Raw genomic sequence first — 20,108 nt, 5'->3', positions numbered from 1 at the left:
CGCGCCAGTTATTGATCCTGTTGATTTTGTTGAGGGTTTGTTGGTTGAATATACGTATGTTGTTGAGAACGTTGGTAATGTTACGATTGTTGATGATCTGACGGTTATTGATGACAAGTTTGTTGATCCGATTGCGTGTGGGACGGGTGCTCTGACGGTTGCGGCACCTGGGAATACGCGGACGTGTACGGCGACTTACGAGGTGACGGCTGCGGATGTTCTGAATGGTTTTGTGACGAACCAGGCCTATGCGACGGACGGGACGACTGATTCCAACGTGGCCTCTGCGACGGTTCCGCAGGCGGGTAACCCTGCGATTACGCTTGAGAAGGTGGCGGATACGACTGATTTTACGGCTGCTGCTGACCGGATTGATTATACGTTTACGGTGCGCAACACGGGCACTGTGAATATTGTGCGTGAAAACGGCGGCACAGCGGTGAGCCCGATCACGATCAATGATGACCAGATTGCTGCGGGTAATCTGACGTGTAACCAGCCTGTTGTTTTGTTCCCTGAAGGGTCCACGGACACGCCGACGTCTTATACATGTACGGGTTTTGTTGATCCTGTTGGTCAGGCGGCGGTTGATGCGGGTGAATATACGAACACGGCGACGGCGTCGTTCTCGTATAGCGATCCTGCGGATCCGGCTGATCCGGTGCGCACGGTTGAATCGGCTCCAGCGAGCGACACGGTGACCTCATCAGTTGTGCCTGACTTTAGCCTGAGCAAGGTGACGACGGATACGTATGGTCTTGTTGGCGATGAAATCAATTATACGCTGACGGTCACGAACCTGACGAACCAGACGCTGACAAGCGTGACGGTGACGGATCCGTTGGTGCCTGCATATAGTTGTACGCTGAGCAATGTGGGTCCGATGGCTGTGGTGGCCTGTCCGAACCCTGTTGTTTACGCGGTTGATCAGGATGATCTTGATCTGGGGCAGGTGGATAACACGGCTGAGGCTTTGGCGACGTCGCCTGACGGAACTGAAGTGACGCGCACGGATGACGAGACTGTGGTGTTCACGCCTGCGACGGATCCGACGATCCTGAGTTTTGAAAAAACGGCGTCTCCTGCCAGCTTTACGGCGGCGGGGATTGATATCGATTATACGCTTGCGGTGACCAACGATGGTTTGGTGACGCTGGAGAACATCGTGATTGATGACCCTGATTTGGGTCTGACCTGTACGATTGCGAGCCTCGCGCCGGGTCTGACGGACACAAGTTGTCAGGGCACGCGGGCCACGACGCAGGATGATGTTGATCAGGGGTCTTACACGAATACGGCGACGGCGGATGCGGATCTGGTTGATCCGGTCATGGATGGCGCGACGATCAGCGGGCCTGCGCGGGTTGCGGATTATGTGTTCACAAAAACGGCGAGCAATGATTACACGGCTGTTGGGGATCGTGTGACGTTTACGCTTTCTTTGGAAAACACAGGTAACGTGACGCTGAGCAATGTGAATTTGCTTGATGAATTCTTTGATCCTGATCTGACGTGTACGGTTGCCAGCATCGCACCGGGTGATACGGACACGAGTTGTTCGCGCGAATATGTGGTCACACAGGCCGACATTGATGCGGGCGAAATTGTGAACATGGGCAGCTTCACCAGTGATGGTGTAATTGGCGGTGCGTCTTTGTCGGATACGGCGACAGCCACATCCACGGGTCCAACGCGCGCGCCATCTCTTGCGGTGGACAAGGTTGAACGCGACGGGTCTGGGACGTTTGTACTGAATGTCGTGGAAAACTACGACTTCACGGTGACGAACACGGGTAACGTGACCCTGCGCAATGTTGTGTTGAATGACGCGCTGACGGGATATTCCTGTGCGATTGGTGAAATGGCACCGGGTGCTGTGCTGACGTCCTGTCCTGCGGGTGGATTGCTGGAAACCAGCGTTCTGCCGGATCAGGACGATGTGGATGCGGCGGCGATTGAAAACACGGTCACGGTGACGGGCGATCCGGATGGATTGCCGCAGGTCAGCGGCGACGACACGGTCACCCTTGCGGGTCCGGATCAGTTGCCGGCACTGACGACTGTGAAGACAGTGAACACGGGCGATAACTTTGCGGCTGTGGGCGATGTGATCACGTATTTTTACGACGTGACGAACAGCGGCAATATTACCCTGACCGCGCCGATTAGCGTGGCGGATGACAAGACGACGGTGAACTGTCCATCGCTGCCGCTGGGTGGTTTGGCTGTGGGTGCGACGCTGCGCTGTGAAGCGAGCTATGCGGTGACGCAAATTGATCTGGATGCGGACGAAGTGGTGAACACGGCCAGTGCGAGCATTGATCAGCCGGTTGTGCCGAATGCGACTTATCCGACGGGCACGGCCTCTGTGACATCGCCGGATGCGATGGCCACGGCGGATGCGGACCAGATGCCTGAGCTGAGCATTGTAAAACGGATCAAGCCGGGCACGCCGACGACATATCAGAACCCGAATGATCCGATTATCTTTGAATTTTTGGTGACAAACAGCGGCAACGTGACGATCACGGAAGACATCGTGGTGACGGATACGTTGATCTCGACGCCAGACCTTGAACTTGTGTGTTCCACAGCGGATGTGGCGCCGGGTGATACGGTGACCTGTGAGGCGACATGGCCTGCGGATCAGATCAACATTGACGATGGTGAATTTACGAACAGTGCGACGGCTGCGACAGAGTTTGATGATGGGACTGGTCTTGCGCCGGTTGTGACGGCTGTGCCGGGCGAGGCGACTGCGTTTGCCACGCAATTGCCAGCGCTGGAAACGGTGAAGGCGTTCACGAATATCCGTGACGGTGACACGGATGTGGTGAACGACGTCTTTGCGCCGAACAATATCGTGACCTACACGTTCACGGTGACCAACACAGGTAACACGACGATCGAGGACGATCTGTTCGTGAATGATAACCTGATCGGGCAGATTGCCTGTGGCACGGCTGATCTGGCCGTGGGGGCGAGCCGCGATTGTACCGGTGAATATACGATCACGCAGGCGGATTTTGATCTGGGTGTTGTGACGAATATTGCGTCCGCGACCGATGGGACGACAACGTCGCCGACGGTGACGGAATCCATTCCGGGTGGTGTTGATCCGGCGATTGATCTTGTGAAATCTGTGGTGACGGTGAACAGTGCTGCGGCCCCGAATATCGACAGCACAACGGATACAATTGTCTATCGGTATACGATCACGAACACGTCGCCTGCGACGGGGATCCGGCCTGCGTTGGGTCCTGTGTTTGAAGTGACGGATGACAAGTTCCCGGGTGGGACTTTGACGTGTAACAGCGGGACTGCGTTGCAGCCTGATGCGTCGTTCTCTTGTGAGCAGACCTATACGGTGACCCAGGACGATCTGGATGCGGTGTCGTCTGATCCGGCTGTGACGGGTGGTTTTGTGACCAACACGGCCAGCGCGCAGACAACGTTTGGCGGCCAGCCGGTGACGTCGAATGTGGATGATGTGACGGTATTTGCGGATGATAACGCGGCGCTGAGCGTTGCAAAAGTGGCGGAAAACCAAACGACACCGGGCGATCGTGCGGATATTGAAAACGGTGTGGGCGACACATTGTTGTTCACGATTACGGTCAGCAACACGGGCAACCAGACGATGTCGAACATCATGGTGGATGACCCGATGTTGACGGGTCTAAGCTGTACGGTGAACGGGGCCAGCCCTGCGAACCTGGTGATTGCACCGGGCGAAGATGCGATTTGTACGGGCACCTATGTTGTGACCCAGCAGGATATTGACGACGGGATCGTTGATAACGTGGCGGATGCCAGCGGTGCGAACCCGCAAGGTGTTCTGACCGAAGCCAGCGGGACGACGACGTATCCTGTTGTGGGGCCATTGCCGGAACTGAGTGTTGAGAAGGATCTGGAAGGTCTTGCGCCAAGCTTTACGGATGTGGGTCAGACGCTGGACTTCCGGATTACGGTTGAAAATACCGGTAACGTCACGATGGAGAACATCTTTGTGACGGATGATCTGGTGGCGGGGACCTGTACGATCGGGACGTTGGCACCGGGTGCTGTGGATGACAGCTGTTTGTTCACCTATGCGGTGACGCAGGACGATATTGACGCGGGCTTTGTGAACAACACGGCGACGGCGACGGGCACACCGGCCATTCCGGGCGGGACACCGCAAACGGCTGATGGCAGCGAAACGGTTGATGGTCCGCTGCGCGAGCCGTCGATTGCGGTGGCCAAAGTGGGTACGGGTCCATTGACGGGTGGGACGTTTGACACTGAAGGTCAGGTGGTCAGCTACATCTTTACGATTGCGAACACGGGCAATGTGACGTTGACCGAAGCGCCTGCGGTATCTGATGACAAGATTGGTGCGGTGACGGATTGTGATCCGATCAGTGATGCGCAGCCGTTGCTGCCGACCGAGACTGTGGAATGTCGTGCGACTTATACGGTGACGCAAGATGACGTTGATGCGGGTCTTGTGACCAACATCGTGAACGTGACGATGCCCAATGAATACGATTCCGATCCGAATGCGCCACCACTGGCTGCGACTGCGACGGAAATGGTCACCGGCGAACGCACCCCGTCGATGGTTGTCACGAAACTGGCCTCTGATGATGTGGACGTCGTTGAAGGTGCTGTAATTACATACACTTACACGGTCGAAAACACCGGCAATGTGCGCCTGCGTGATGTGACCTTGAACGACGAACACCGGTCTTCTGCGGGTCTGAGCGCGCTTGCGATCACCCCGAATAACGTGATTGCAGTGCTGGAACCGGGTGCATCTGAAACCCGCACGGCGACCTATACGGTCACACAGGCAGACGTGGATGCGGGCGATGATCTGACCAACACCGTGACCGTGGATGCCACGCCACCTGCAGGTCTTGATCCGCTGGAAGAAACGGCGGACGAAGTGGTCAGCCTTGACGTCAAAGATGCTGAGATGACGGTCCTGAAGACCGTGCCGAATGTGCCTGCGGTGCTGGAAGCGGGCGTTGATGTGACCTTCCAGATCACAGTTGAAAACACCGGTAACGTGACGCTGTCGCTGCCTGTTCTGGCCGATACGCTGAGCACGGTGAACGATCTGGGTGCGGCTGATCAGACGCTGTCACCTGTGTTCCAATCTGGCAATGATGACCTGCCGATGAGCTTTGATGTGGACGAAGTGTTTGTCTACGCAGTGACCTACACGCTGACGCAAGACGACGTGGATGCAGGCGGGATCAGCAACACTGTGACGGCGACGGCGACCGATCCGCAGGGGACATCCGTGTCGGATACCTCTGACAACGGGGCAGGCGACGGCGATGATCCGACCGTTGTGCCTGTGTCGCCAACGGGCAGCCTTGAGACCACAAAATCTGTGCGGACAGGTGCGCCTGATCCGGCCAAACCGACCGACGAAGTTGTGTTTGAAATCCGCGTGGCCAACACCGGCAACGTGACGCTGACAGCGCCTGCGCTGACCGAAAACCTGACCCGTGCGGATAATGTGGCGATCACACCTGCGCCAACCCCTGTGCTGGAAGCGGCCAACGGGACCGACGGCGATCTGGACGGCGACAGCGCGCTCAGCGTTGGCGAAACCTGGGTCTACACGGTGACGCATGCGCTGACGCAAGAAGACATCGACGCAGGCGGTTTGATCAACACGGTCACAGCTGACGCAAATGATCCAAACGGGACGCCCGTTACACCGGATACATCCGATCCGACACCCGCGCCCGTGAACCCTGATCCGTCCATCGCGGTGGTCAAAACGGTGACAAGCGCGCTGCCCGCAGTGCCACAGCCCAACGACAACATCAGCTTCCTGATCACGGTTGAAAACACCGGCAACGTCACGCTCGACGCGCCCGTGCTGACCGACACGCTGACACCGATCGGCGGCACAGCCGTGACACCCAACCCCGTGCCACAGCTCGTCCCCGCCAGCGACACAAACACCAACGGCAAAATCGACGTCGACGAAACATGGGAATACACACTCACATACACAATCACACAAACAGACATCGATGCAGGCGGGGTGGTGAACCTTGCTTCGGTCGTGACCCAAGATCCGTCTGGTGACGATGTTCTGGGCAGCGATGATGTGCAGGCTGACCTGACCCAAGATCCAGCGATGGGTATCACGAAATCCGCGCCAGTTATTGATCCTGTTGATTTTGTTGAGGGTTTGTTGGTTGAATATACGTATGTTGTTGAGAACGTTGGTAATGTTACGATTGTTGATGATCTGACGGTTATTGATGACAAGTTTGTTGATCCGATTGCGTGTGGGACGGGTGCTCTGACGGTTGCGGCACCTGGGAATACGCGGACGTGTACGGCGACTTACGAGGTGACGGCTGCGGATGTTCTGAATGGTTTTGTGACGAACCAGGCCTATGCGACGGACGGGACGACTGATTCCAACGTGGCCTCTGCGACGGTTCCGCAGGCGGGTAACCCTGCGATTACGCTTGAGAAGGTGGCGGATACGACTGATTTTACGGCTGCTGCTGACCGGATTGATTATACGTTTACGGTGCGCAACACGGGCACTGTGAATATTGTGCGTGAAAACGGCGGCACAGCGGTGAGCCCGATCACGATCAATGATGACCAGATTGCTGCGGGTAATCTGACGTGTAACCAGCCTGTTGTTTTGTTCCCTGAAGGGTCCACGGACACGCCGACGTCTTATACATGTACGGGTTTTGTTGATCCTGTTGGTCAGGCGGCGGTTGATGCGGGTGAATATACGAACACGGCGACGGCGTCGTTCTCGTATAGCGATCCTGCGGATCCGGCTGATCCGGTGCGCACGGTTGAATCGGCTCCAGCGAGCGACACGGTGACCTCATCAGTTGTGCCTGACTTTAGCCTGAGCAAGGTGACGACGGATACGTATGGTCTTGTTGGCGATGAAATCAATTATACGCTGACGGTCACGAACCTGACGAACCAGACGCTGACAAGCGTGACGGTGACGGATCCGTTGGTGCCTGCATATAGTTGTACGCTGAGCAATGTGGGTCCGATGGCTGTGGTGGCCTGTCCGAACCCTGTTGTTTACGCGGTTGATCAGGATGATCTTGATCTGGGGCAGGTGGATAACACGGCTGAGGCTTTGGCGACGTCGCCTGACGGAACTGAAGTGACGCGCACGGATGACGAGACTGTGGTGTTCACGCCTGCGACGGATCCGACGATCCTGAGTTTTGAAAAAACGGCGTCTCCTGCCAGCTTTACGGCGGCGGGGATTGATATCGATTATACGCTTGCGGTGACCAACGATGGTTTGGTGACGCTGGAGAACATCGTGATTGATGACCCTGATTTGGGTCTGACCTGTACGATTGCGAGCCTCGCGCCGGGTCTGACGGACACAAGTTGTCAGGGCACGCGGGCCACGACGCAGGATGATGTTGATCAGGGGTCTTACACGAATACGGCGACGGCGGATGCGGATCTGGTTGATCCGGTCATGGATGGCGCGACGATCAGCGGGCCTGCGCGGGTTGCGGATTATGTGTTCACAAAAACGGCGAGCAATGATTACACGGCTGTTGGGGATCGTGTGACGTTTACGCTTTCTTTGGAAAACACAGGTAACGTGACGCTGAGCAATGTGAATTTGCTTGATGAATTCTTTGATCCTGATCTGACGTGTACGGTTGCCAGCATCGCACCGGGTGATACGGACACGAGTTGTTCGCGCGAATATGTGGTCACACAGGCCGACATTGATGCGGGCGAAATTGTGAACATGGGCAGCTTCACCAGTGATGGTGTAATTGGCGGTGCGTCTTTGTCGGATACGGCGACAGCCACATCCACGGGTCCAACGCGCGCGCCATCTCTTGCGGTGGACAAGGTTGAACGCGACGGGTCTGGGACGTTTGTACTGAATGTCGTGGAAAACTACGACTTCACGGTGACGAACACGGGTAACGTGACCCTGCGCAATGTTGTGTTGAATGACGCGCTGACGGGATATTCCTGTGCGATTGGTGAAATGGCACCGGGTGCTGTGCTGACGTCCTGTCCTGCGGGTGGATTGCTGGAAACCAGCGTTCTGCCGGATCAGGACGATGTGGATGCGGCGGCGATTGAAAACACGGTCACGGTGACGGGCGATCCGGATGGATTGCCGCAGGTCAGCGGCGACGACACGGTCACCCTTGCGGGTCCGGATCAGTTGCCGGCACTGACGACTGTGAAGACAGTGAACACGGGCGATAACTTTGCGGCTGTGGGCGATGTGATCACGTATTTTTACGACGTGACGAACAGCGGCAATATTACCCTGACCGCGCCGATTAGCGTGGCGGATGACAAGACGACGGTGAACTGTCCATCGCTGCCGCTGGGTGGTTTGGCTGTGGGTGCGACGCTGCGCTGTGAAGCGAGCTATGCGGTGACGCAAATTGATCTGGATGCGGACGAAGTGGTGAACACGGCCAGTGCGAGCATTGATCAGCCGGTTGTGCCGAATGCGACTTATCCGACGGGCACGGCCTCTGTGACATCGCCGGATGCGATGGCCACGGCGGATGCGGACCAGATGCCTGAGCTGAGCATTGTAAAACGGATCAAGCCGGGCACGCCGACGACATATCAGAACCCGAATGATCCGATTATCTTTGAATTTTTGGTGACAAACAGCGGCAACGTGACGATCACGGAAGACATCGTGGTGACGGATACGTTGATCTCGACGCCAGACCTTGAACTTGTGTGTTCCACAGCGGATGTGGCGCCGGGTGATACGGTGACCTGTGAGGCGACATGGCCTGCGGATCAGATCAACATTGACGATGGTGAATTTACGAACAGTGCGACGGCTGCGACAGAGTTTGATGATGGGACTGGTCTTGCGCCGGTTGTGACGGCTGTGCCGGGCGAGGCGACTGCGTTTGCCACGCAATTGCCAGCGCTGGAAACGGTGAAGGCGTTCACGAATATCCGTGACGGTGACACGGATGTGGTGAACGACGTCTTTGCGCCGAACAATATCGTGACCTACACGTTCACGGTGACCAACACAGGTAACACGACGATCGAGGACGATCTGTTCGTGAATGATAACCTGATCGGGCAGATTGCCTGTGGCACGGCTGATCTGGCCGTGGGGGCGAGCCGCGATTGTACCGGTGAATATACGATCACGCAGGCGGATTTTGATCTGGGTGTTGTGACGAATATTGCGTCCGCGACCGATGGGACGACAACGTCGCCGACGGTGACGGAATCCATTCCGGGTGGTGTTGATCCGGCGATTGATCTTGTGAAATCTGTGGTGACGGTGAACAGTGCTGCGGCCCCGAATATCGACAGCACAACGGATACAATTGTCTATCGGTATACGATCACGAACACGTCGCCTGCGACGGGGATCCGGCCTGCGTTGGGTCCTGTGTTTGAAGTGACGGATGACAAGTTCCCGGGTGGGACTTTGACGTGTAACAGCGGGACTGCGTTGCAGCCTGATGCGTCGTTCTCTTGTGAGCAGACCTATACGGTGACCCAGGACGATCTGGATGCGGTGTCGTCTGATCCGGCTGTGACGGGTGGTTTTGTGACCAACACGGCCAGCGCGCAGACAACGTTTGGCGGCCAGCCGGTGACGTCGAATGTGGATGATGTGACGGTATTTGCGGATGATAACGCGGCGCTGAGCGTTGCAAAAGTGGCGGAAAACCAAACGACACCGGGCGATCGTGCGGATATTGAAAACGGTGTGGGCGACACATTGTTGTTCACGATTACGGTCAGCAACACGGGCAACCAGACGATGTCGAACATCATGGTGGATGACCCGATGTTGACGGGTCTAAGCTGTACGGTGAACGGGGCCAGCCCTGCGAACCTGGTGATTGCACCGGGCGAAGATGCGATTTGTACGGGCACCTATGTTGTGACCCAGCAGGATATTGACGACGGGATCGTTGATAACGTGGCGGATGCCAGCGGTGCGAACCCGCAAGGTGTTCTGACCGAAGCCAGCGGGACGACGACGTATCCTGTTGTGGGGCCATTGCCGGAACTGAGTGTTGAGAAGGATCTGGAAGGTCTTGCGCCAAGCTTTACGGATGTGGGTCAGACGCTGGACTTCCGGATTACGGTTGAAAATACCGGTAACGTCACGATGGAGAACATCTTTGTGACGGATGATCTGGTGGCGGGGACCTGTACGATCGGGACGTTGGCACCGGGTGCTGTGGATGACAGCTGTTTGTTCACCTATGCGGTGACGCAGGACGATATTGACGCGGGCTTTGTGAACAACACGGCGACGGCGACGGGCACACCGGCCATTCCGGGCGGGACACCGCAAACGGCTGATGGCAGCGAAACGGTTGATGGTCCGCTGCGCGAGCCGTCGATTGCGGTGGCCAAAGTGGGTACGGGTCCATTGACGGGTGGGACGTTTGACACTGAAGGTCAGGTGGTCAGCTACATCTTTACGATTGCGAACACGGGCAATGTGACGTTGACCGAAGCGCCTGCGGTATCTGATGACAAGATTGGTGCGGTGACGGATTGTGATCCGATCAGTGATGCGCAGCCGTTGCTGCCGACCGAGACTGTGGAATGTCGTGCGACTTATACGGTGACGCAAGATGACGTTGATGCGGGTCTTGTGACCAACATCGTGAACGTGACGATGCCCAATGAATACGATTCCGATCCGAATGCGCCACCACTGGCTGCGACTGCGACGGAAATGGTCACCGGCGAACGCACCCCGTCGATGGTTGTCACGAAACTGGCCTCTGATGATGTGGACGTCGTTGAAGGTGCTGTAATTACATACACTTACACGGTCGAAAACACCGGCAATGTGCGCCTGCGTGATGTGACCTTGAACGACGAACACCGGTCTTCTGCGGGTCTGAGCGCGCTTGCGATCACCCCGAATAACGTGATTGCAGTGCTGGAACCGGGTGCATCTGAAACCCGCACGGCGACCTATACGGTCACACAGGCAGACGTGGATGCGGGCGATGATCTGACCAACACCGTGACCGTGGATGCCACGCCACCTGCAGGTCTTGATCCGCTGGAAGAAACGGCGGACGAAGTGGTCAGCCTTGACGTCAAAGATGCTGAGATGACGGTCCTGAAGACCGTGCCGAATGTGCCTGCGGTGCTGGAAGCGGGCGTTGATGTGACCTTCCAGATCACAGTTGAAAACACCGGTAACGTGACGCTGTCGCTGCCTGTTCTGGCCGATACGCTGAGCACGGTGAACGATCTGGGTGCGGCTGATCAGACGCTGTCACCTGTGTTCCAATCTGGCAATGATGACCTGCCGATGAGCTTTGATGTGGACGAAGTGTTTGTCTACGCAGTGACCTACACGCTGACGCAAGACGACGTGGATGCAGGCGGGATCAGCAACACTGTGACGGCGACGGCGACCGATCCGCAGGGGACATCCGTGTCGGATACCTCTGACAACGGGGCAGGCGACGGCGATGATCCGACCGTTGTGCCTGTGTCGCCAACGGGCAGCCTTGAGACCACAAAATCTGTGCGGACAGGTGCGCCTGATCCGGCCAAACCGACCGACGAAGTTGTGTTTGAAATCCGCGTGGCCAACACCGGCAACGTGACGCTGACAGCGCCTGCGCTGACCGAAAACCTGACCCGTGCGGATAATGTGGCGATCACACCTGCGCCAACCCCTGTGCTGGAAGCGGCCAACGGGACCGACGGCGATCTGGACGGCGACAGCGCGCTCAGCGTTGGCGAAACCTGGGTCTACACGGTGACGCATGCGCTGACGCAAGAAGACATCGACGCAGGCGGTTTGATCAACACGGTCACAGCTGACGCAAATGATCCAAACGGGACGCCCGTTACACCGGATACATCCGATCCGACACCCGCGCCCGTGAACCCTGATCCGTCCATCGCGGTGGTCAAAACGGTGACAAGCGCGCTGCCCGCAGTGCCACAGCCCAACGACAACATCAGCTTCCTGATCACGGTTGAAAACACCGGCAACGTCACGCTCGACGCGCCCGTGCTGACCGACACGCTGACACCGATCGGCGGCACAGCCGTGACACCCAACCCCGTGCCACAGCTCGTCCCCGCCAGCGACACAAACACCAACGGCAAAATCGACGTCGACGAAACATGGGAATACACACTCACATACACAATCACACAAACAGACATCGATGCAGGTGGGGTGGAAAATTCGGTTGTTGTCACGACTGATGATCCGTTTGGCACCGAAGTTACGGATACGTCGAACAATGCCGACGCCCCGGGTGATACGCCAACAACTGCGCCGCTGAACCAAGTGCCGGGTCTGGAAACGACAAAGGTCATTTTGAATGATCCAGAGGTCGCGGATGATCTGGTTCTGTTCGAAATTACCGTTAAAAACACAGGCAACGTGACACTGTCGTCAGTTGATATTGCATCCGATACGCTGACCCGGCTGGGCACGCCGACGGTGCCGCTGACACTTGCATCCGGGCCTGATTTCCTTGCCGCTGATCTTGGGTCTGCAGAGGGTGCGCTGAAAGCCGGTGAAACCGCCACATACCGTGCCAGCTATGTCTTGCAGCAAGAAGATATTGACGCGGGCGGGATTGCGAATACTGCGACTGCCACAGGCACACCGCCGGGTGGTGGTCTGCCGATCACGGATGTGTCAGATAATGGTGCTGGTGACGGCGATGATCCGACGTTGTTGGAAATTACGCCTGCGCCAGCGTTGGAGATGACCAAGCGTTTGATTGCGGGTGGTCCGACCTATGACAGCACCGATGATATTCTGACCTTTGCGTTTGATGTGACCAACACAGGTAACGTGACTATTCCTGCGACTGTGACGATTGATGATCCGTTGCTGGCGTCGTTGGGGGGCACTGTGTCCTGTCCTGCGACGGATATCCTGCCTGACGGGATGATCACCTGCGAAGGCAGTTTCCAAGTGACCCAAGGTTTGATTGATGCGGGCAGCGTCACAAACACTGCGACCGCCGTGAGCGATCTTGCAACGTCGCCTTCGTCGTCTGTGACCGTTCTGGCGCAACAATTGCCCGCGATGGAAACAGATAAGGAAGCTGTGTCTGTTGAAGTCGAGGGTGTTGTTTATCCAGGCGTGCCGGATGCGCAATTCCGCGTGGGCGCGGTTGTGACCTATAACTACACCGTCACAAACACCGGTAATACGACGATCACAGCGCCGATCATGGTGACGGACAACTTGATTGATCCGGTTTCATGTCCGGCCTTGCCTGCGGGTGGTCTGATCCCTGATGCGGAACTTGTTTGCGAGGCCACATTCACCGTGACGCGCGACGATGTTTCAATCGGGTCTGTAACCAACTTGGCCAGCGCGTCTGACGGGATGACAACATCTGATACCGTCAGCGAAACTGTCCCTGCGGGTGGTGTACCAGCGTTGACCACAACGAAGGATTTGATCAGCGCGGCGACTGCTGATGACGTCGATATCCCGAGCCTTGAATACAGCGCCGTGGGTGACAAACTGACTTACCTCTACACTGTGACAAACACGGGTCAGGTGTCGTTTGTGGGTGATGTGGTTGTGAATGACGACCGGATTGATGATCCGATTGTTTGCTTCACATCGACGGCTGATGACCCTGACCTGTTCCAAAATGAAACGATCACTTGCGAAGCAGTCTATACCGTTGATCAAGACGATATCGACGCGGGCTTTGTGACGAACACAGCCACAGCCGAGACGATCTTTGGCGCGAGCAACCGCGAAGTTGTTTCTGCCCCTGTGATGGAAACCGCAACTGCGGTGGAAGAACCGGGTCTGGTGCTGACGAAAACGGCGGCGACCTTGCCTGTGACGGGTGTGGATCAGGTGCTGACCTATACGCTGACGGCAGAAAACACCGGTAACCAGACATTGCGTCAGGTGTCTGTGTCTGATCCGTTGCTACCGGGCTTCACCTGTGAAGCGGCCACATTGGCACCTGCTGCGACCCTGACCTGTACTGGCGACTATACCGTTGATCAGGACGACGTGGATCGTGGGTTCTTGTTGAACACCGCAAATGCGTCGGCTGTTGATCCGCGCGGCGGGGCCATCACGGATGCGACCCAATTGCGTCTGGATATGCCACCGTCCGCACCTGCGCTGTCCATCGTGAAATCAGCGAGTATCGAACCGTTTGGTCCGGCTGATAGCACAATCCAATACCGTTTCGCGGTGACCAATGACGGGAACACGACCCTGACGAATGTTGTTGTGACGGATGATATCGTCACGCCGCCGTTCACTTGCGAAATTGCGCGTCTTGATGTGGGTGAAACCAACGACACCTGTCTGCTGGGGTACACGGTCACGCAGGCTGATGTGGATCGTGGTGACATCACTAATACGGCTGGTGTGACGGCGGATGATCCGTTCGGCACGGCGATTGACGCAAGCGATACGATCAACACGGTTGGTCAAGTTGCTGCACCATCCCTGATTGCTACGAAAACGGCGTCGGTTGCGGGTGATGGTTCGGCTGGGTCTGTTGTGAACTTCACCGTCACTGTGATCAACAACGGTAACGTGACGCTGGCAGGGCTGGAGCTCGAGGATACGATGACCGCCCTTGATGGTCGCACGATTTTCCTTGATGCACCGTTTGCCTTTGTTGGTGGCGATGGGAATAACGACGACCGTTTGAACCTGTCCGAAACGTGGACCTATCAAGCGACCTATACGATGACCCAAGCGGATGTTGACGCGGGCGGTATTTCCAACGTGGTGATTGGCCGTGCCGATGATCCGACGGGTGCTGGCGTGCTGGATACGTCCGACAACGGGAACGACGGCGACGGTAATACGTCCGATGATCCAACGCAGGTCTTGGTTGCGTCTGAACCGTCCATGGTTGTCACCAAAGCGGTTGGCGTTTCCGGAACGGTTGCGGGTGATCAGGTTACGTTTGAAATCACTGTCCAGAACACGGGTAACACGACGCTAGATGATATCGTTCTGACCGACACAATGACCAACGCGGATGGCACAGATGTCAGCGCTGGCGTCCAAGGTCCGACACGGATTGCCGACACGGGTCCGATCCCGCCGCTGGGAATTGCGACCTATCAGGTCAGCTATCGTTTGACCCAAGCGGATGTGGATTCTGGTGGGTTGTCGAACAGCGTGCTGGGTACTGCGGTTGACCCTGAAGGCACCCAAATCAGTGACACATCCGATAGTGCCGATCCGGCTGATGGTGCTGGTGATGCCGATCCGACGGTGCTTGCCATTGCCCCTGATCCGTCCGCAACAGTGACCAAAGCGGCAGGTGCGCCTGTGCGGCTTGGTGCGGGTATCTTTGAAATCCCGTTCACAGTGACGGCGACAAATACGGGTAATGTCACGCTAAGTGATCTTTCGTTGCGCGATGATCTGGCCGCGTTCGCAGCCCCTGCTGAAGTGGTATCAGTCACGACGCCAGTGGTGTCGGGTCTGACAACGGGTGCCGCGAACGCCGGTTATAACGGGATCAGCGATACGGATCTGGTGGACGGTGATGCAACGCTTGCCCCGTCAGAGGTCGTGACGATCACCTTTACCGTCCGTCTGGACATCGCAAATGGTGCGCCGGAACAACCGAACACGGTCACGTTGAATTCGGATCGTTTGGAAGGTGAAGTCGCTGCCGTGGTTGCGATTGCGCCGCTGGTTGAACCTGATCTGGTGGTCACAAAATCCGTGACGCCGGGCCGTGCTTTGGTCGGTGCGACGGTGACCTACACGATTTTGGTCGAAAACGAAGGTGTGTTTGACGAAACCGGTCTGACGGTCGTCGATGAAATGCCGGCTGGTCTGCGCTTTGTGCCCGGATCGGCAGAGGTAAACGGCAGTGCGACGCCGGAACCTGTGGCATCGGGTCGTCGTCTCAGCTGGGCTGATGTGGATGTGGCGTCAGGTGAAAGCCTTGTCGTGACGTTGCAGGCGCGTGTGGTTGAAGGACCGGGTCGGTTCGAAAACATCGCATTCGTCCAAGGCCGCGATGGTGAAACGATTTCCAACATCGCAAGCGCCGTGCTTGAGGTGCCGCCAGAGGCCGTATTTGATTGTAGCGAAGTCATTGGCCGCGTGTTCGATGACCGCAACCTGAACGGCTACCAAGACGGTATTCCTGAAGTTGATCGCCGCCTGATCACAGATCAGACCTACGACGGCGGTAAATTCACGGCGCCACCGGTTGAACCGCCAAGTGCCGAAAAAGGTCTGCCGGGTGCGCGTCTTGCCACTGTTGATGGCACGATCATCACAACGGACGAATATGGGCGCTATAGCGTGCCATGTGCGGCCTTGCCTGCTGATATCGGATCGAACTTCACGCTGAAGCTTGACCCGACAAGCCTGCCGACTGGTTATGCCGTGACGTCTGAAAACCCACGCACGATGCGTCTGACACCGGGGACGGTGACGCGCATGAACTTTGGCGCGGGGCTGGCGGATGTGATTGATGTATCGCTGACAAATGCGGCGTTCCCGAACGGGCGACCATCTGCGGCACTGGCACAAGGTGTGCAGCAGTTGGTGACCCAGCTGAGCGGTGCGCCATCGGTGCTGAAACTGCGCTACTATACAAACGGTGAAAGCCGTGATGTGGCGCGGGCGCGATTGGATGCGGTCGAGGCGTTGTTGCGCGATGCGTGGCCGCGTGGTGGACGCTATGACCTTGTTATTGAACGTACGATTGCGGAGGTGCAGTAAGATGCAGATGTTAACTGGAAAGACCTTCGCGCGTTTGATGGGGGCGACAGCGATTGTGCTTTTGGCGCAAAATACGACTGCGCAAGACGGGTTTTCGATTGCGATTAACGGTAACCAGATTGCTGGTGATACCCGTGTGGTGCAACAAACCCGCGTCGTTGATCTGGCGATCCAGCAGGCCGATGTGCAGGTTAGTTTCGACGGGCTGGGGGCGACCCCGCGGCTTGATTTGGAAATCGGCACGGCGGCAAATGGGCAGGTGACGGTGCAATCTGCGCTGAACTATCCGGCCTATGTGACGCGCGGTGAACTGCGTTTGATCGACACAAGCGCCGTTGGCGGACCACGTACCGTTGCCGTTGTTCCGGTGACGCCGAACGGGGCTGCGACGATTGCGGTGCCTGACGGTGATATCGCTGTAATCCACCGTGTGTATGATGCCCAAGGTCGGTTTGACGAAACAAAACCGCAGCTGATCAGCGCACCCGAGGCGCGGACACGCGGCGTTGAAGATGGCATCGATAGCACCGCCCAACGCGGGATACCGGTTTACGGCGGCGCGATTACTGTGTCGGGCGAAAACGTAACGCGGGGGGCGGTTGTGACCGCGCTTGGTGAACGTGTGCCGACGGATCGTGCCGGTGGGTTTGTGCTGCAACGGATTTTGCCGGCTGGTGAGTACGGCGTCGATGTCCGTGTCCAAGGGGCAGGGCAGAACGTGGCGCTGGAACGTGATTTGACCGTGCCGGGGTCCGAGTTTTTCTATGTCGCGACCGTCGATCTGACCTATGGCATTAACGATAATGACGTCGATGGACGTGATACCTATGACAGCGGGCGCGTCGCGTTCTTTGTGGATGGGATCACCGATACAGGGATCAAAATCACCGCCTCTGCCGATAGTGGTGAAGGCGATGTGCGTGACATTTTCCGTCGGTTTGACGACAAAGACCCGCGCGAATTGCTGCTGCGGATCGACCCGCGTGATCTGTATCCGACGTATGGCGACGATTCCACGTTAGAGGATCGCACGCCAACATCCGGCAATGTGTTCCTGCGGATCGAACGGGATCGGAATTTCGCCCAATGGGGTGATTTTTCAGCGAATTTGGGCGGCAACAGCTATGTTCGCAATGACCGGACATTGTACGGTTTGTCCGCAGGGGCGGCGTCGCAAGGCGTGACACCACACGGTACGCCACGGTCGCAGGCCTATCTTTACGCAGCCCAGCCCGACCAATTGCCACAACGCGATGTGTTGCAGGGCACGGGCGGCTCTGTCTATTTCCTTGATCGCCAAGACATTGCGCGTGCGTCTGAAACCTTGTCGGTTCAGGTCCGTGATGGTGTGACAGGTCGCGTGATCTCGACTGAAACGCTCGTCTTCGGTGACGACTACGACATTAACTATATCCAAGGTGTTGTGACCCTGCGCCGTCCGCTGCAATCGGGTATCGACGAAAGCCTGATCGCGGGGTCTGCGGGGACCGACAACGACGTGCTGCTGGTCGCGCAATACGAATACACGCCGACGATTGGTGACGTGGACGGCTTTGCTTACGGCGGTCGTGCGGAAGGTTGGGTGACCGATCAGTTGCGTGTTGGTGCGTCGGGCATGATTGACCAGACGGGGATCGAAGATCAGACGCTTGTTGGTGCTGACGTGATGTTCCGCGTGTCTGAACGGACCTTTGTCCAGCTCGACTACGCTGAATCCGAAGGACCGGGTTTTGGGTCGCTGCTGTCGGTTGACGGTGGTTTGATCTTTGACAGCACAGACGTGGCCGACGGTACGGGTGATGCGCTAAAAGTCACAGGACAAGCAGCACTTGTTGATCTGGGGCTTGGTGGCGAAGGAACTGTTGCGGCCTATTATGAAGACCGCAGCGAAGGGTTTTCCAGCCTCGATAGCCAAGTCACGGCGACCACGGGCGACGAAACATTCTGGGGCCTTAGCGCTGATGTTGCCCCGCGTGACGGGCTGCGGATCAGCGGCCAATACGACGATTACGAAAACGCTGTTGGCAATTTCGAACGCGAAGCGCGGCTTGAGATCGAAGCAGATGTGACCCCGCAAATCGCCATCGCAGCGGGTCTTGAATACCTTGATCGCCAAAGTGCGACGGAAACCGGTACGCGTAGCACAGCGGCAGCTAAACTGACCTATAGCCTGTCCGACACGGCAAAGGTTTTCGCCTTTGGACGCACGACATTGGACGTCGACGGGTTGGATGACGACGATCGTTACGGCATCGGCGGGGCGGTGACGCTTGGCCAATGGGAACTGACGACAGAGGTATCCGACGGCAGCGAAGGCAAAGGTGCGCGCATTCTGGCAAGCTATAGCGACGGGCAGGGTGGCACGCGCTATGCGGGTTATCAGTTGGAACCGGGTCGGACGTTGTCTGGCATTGATGCGGACGGCGACGATGGTGGGCAATTCGTGGCTGGTGGTCGGTCGCGCGTGAATGACGCGATCACTGTGTTTGGCGAAAACACCTATGACATCTTTGGCAACGCCTACAGCCTGACGTCGGCCTATGGCTTGACCTACGCACCAACAGACGCGCTATCGACAACGGTCGCTTTCGAGGTGGGCCGCGTTGATGACGAAGACCAGAACAATTTCGAACGCAACGCGATTTCGGTAGGTCTGCAATACGCGGACGACAAAGTCGAAGCGCAAGGCCGGTTCGAATTCCGCACCGAAGACGGGTTGCGGTCCGGCGATGATTTGCGGTCAGACACGTTGCTGTTTGCCACTGATATTGCTTACAAAATTGACGAAGATCAGCGGTTTGTCGTCTCTGCCGATCTGGCGCAATCTGACACCGATGAAGCGGATTTGCTGAACGGGGATTACGCGGATGTGGTGCTGGGCTATGCGTACCGCCCAGCCGTTGATGACCGTCTGAATCTGTTGGCGCGCTACCGTTATCTGATGGATGAATTCGGGCAGCGGGTTGACGGGGTCGACGAACAAGGTCCGCGCCAGCGCAGCCACGTGACCAGCATCGACGCGACATACGCAGTAAGCCAGAACTGGACGTTGGGCGGCAAGCTTGGCTACCGGATGTCCGAGACGGCGTTGACGGCCAGTTCCGCATTTGAACAGAACGATGCATGGTTGGCCGTGGCGTCCGCGCGGTATCATTTGGTCAACGACTGGGATGCGCTTGTCGAATTCCGTAACTTTGGTTTGGTGCAAGCAGAAACCAATGATTTCAGCGTGTTGGCCGCAGGTTACAAGCAGATCAATCGCAACGTCAGCATCGGCGTTGGCTACAACTTTGGTCGTTTTTCAGATGATTTGACCGATCTGGTCGAAGACGATCAAGGCGCATTCATCAATCTGGTGGCAAGTTTCTAA

General features: G+C 57.0%; 2 protein-coding genes. Both read left to right on the top strand.

What is annotated here, in order from left to right; translation table 11 throughout:
* The first annotated feature begins 40 nt into the window (after positions 1-40).
* A complete protein-coding gene (locus tag AC0L7R_RS19310) occupies positions 41-16,738 on the top strand; it encodes a DUF7507 domain-containing protein (RefSeq protein WP_473661007.1) in 16,698 nt (5,565 codons plus the stop codon).
* A gap of 1 nt (position 16,739) precedes the next feature.
* Positions 16,740-20,108, top strand: a complete 3,369-nt coding sequence (locus tag AC0L7R_RS19305) for a hypothetical protein (protein ID WP_473661005.1) — start codon at positions 16,740-16,742, stop codon at positions 20,106-20,108.

This window comes from Yoonia sp. D2-7 (genome assembly GCF_055809435.1).
Note: the sequence above shows the minus strand (reverse complement) of the source record. Positions and strands in the feature narration are given on the sequence as shown.

Excerpts from the sequence above, each read along its gene's own strand:
- AC0L7R_RS19305 (WP_473661005.1), top strand. The coding sequence starts at position 16,740 with ATGCAGATGTTAACTGGAAAGACCTTCGCGCGTTTGATGGGGGCGACA.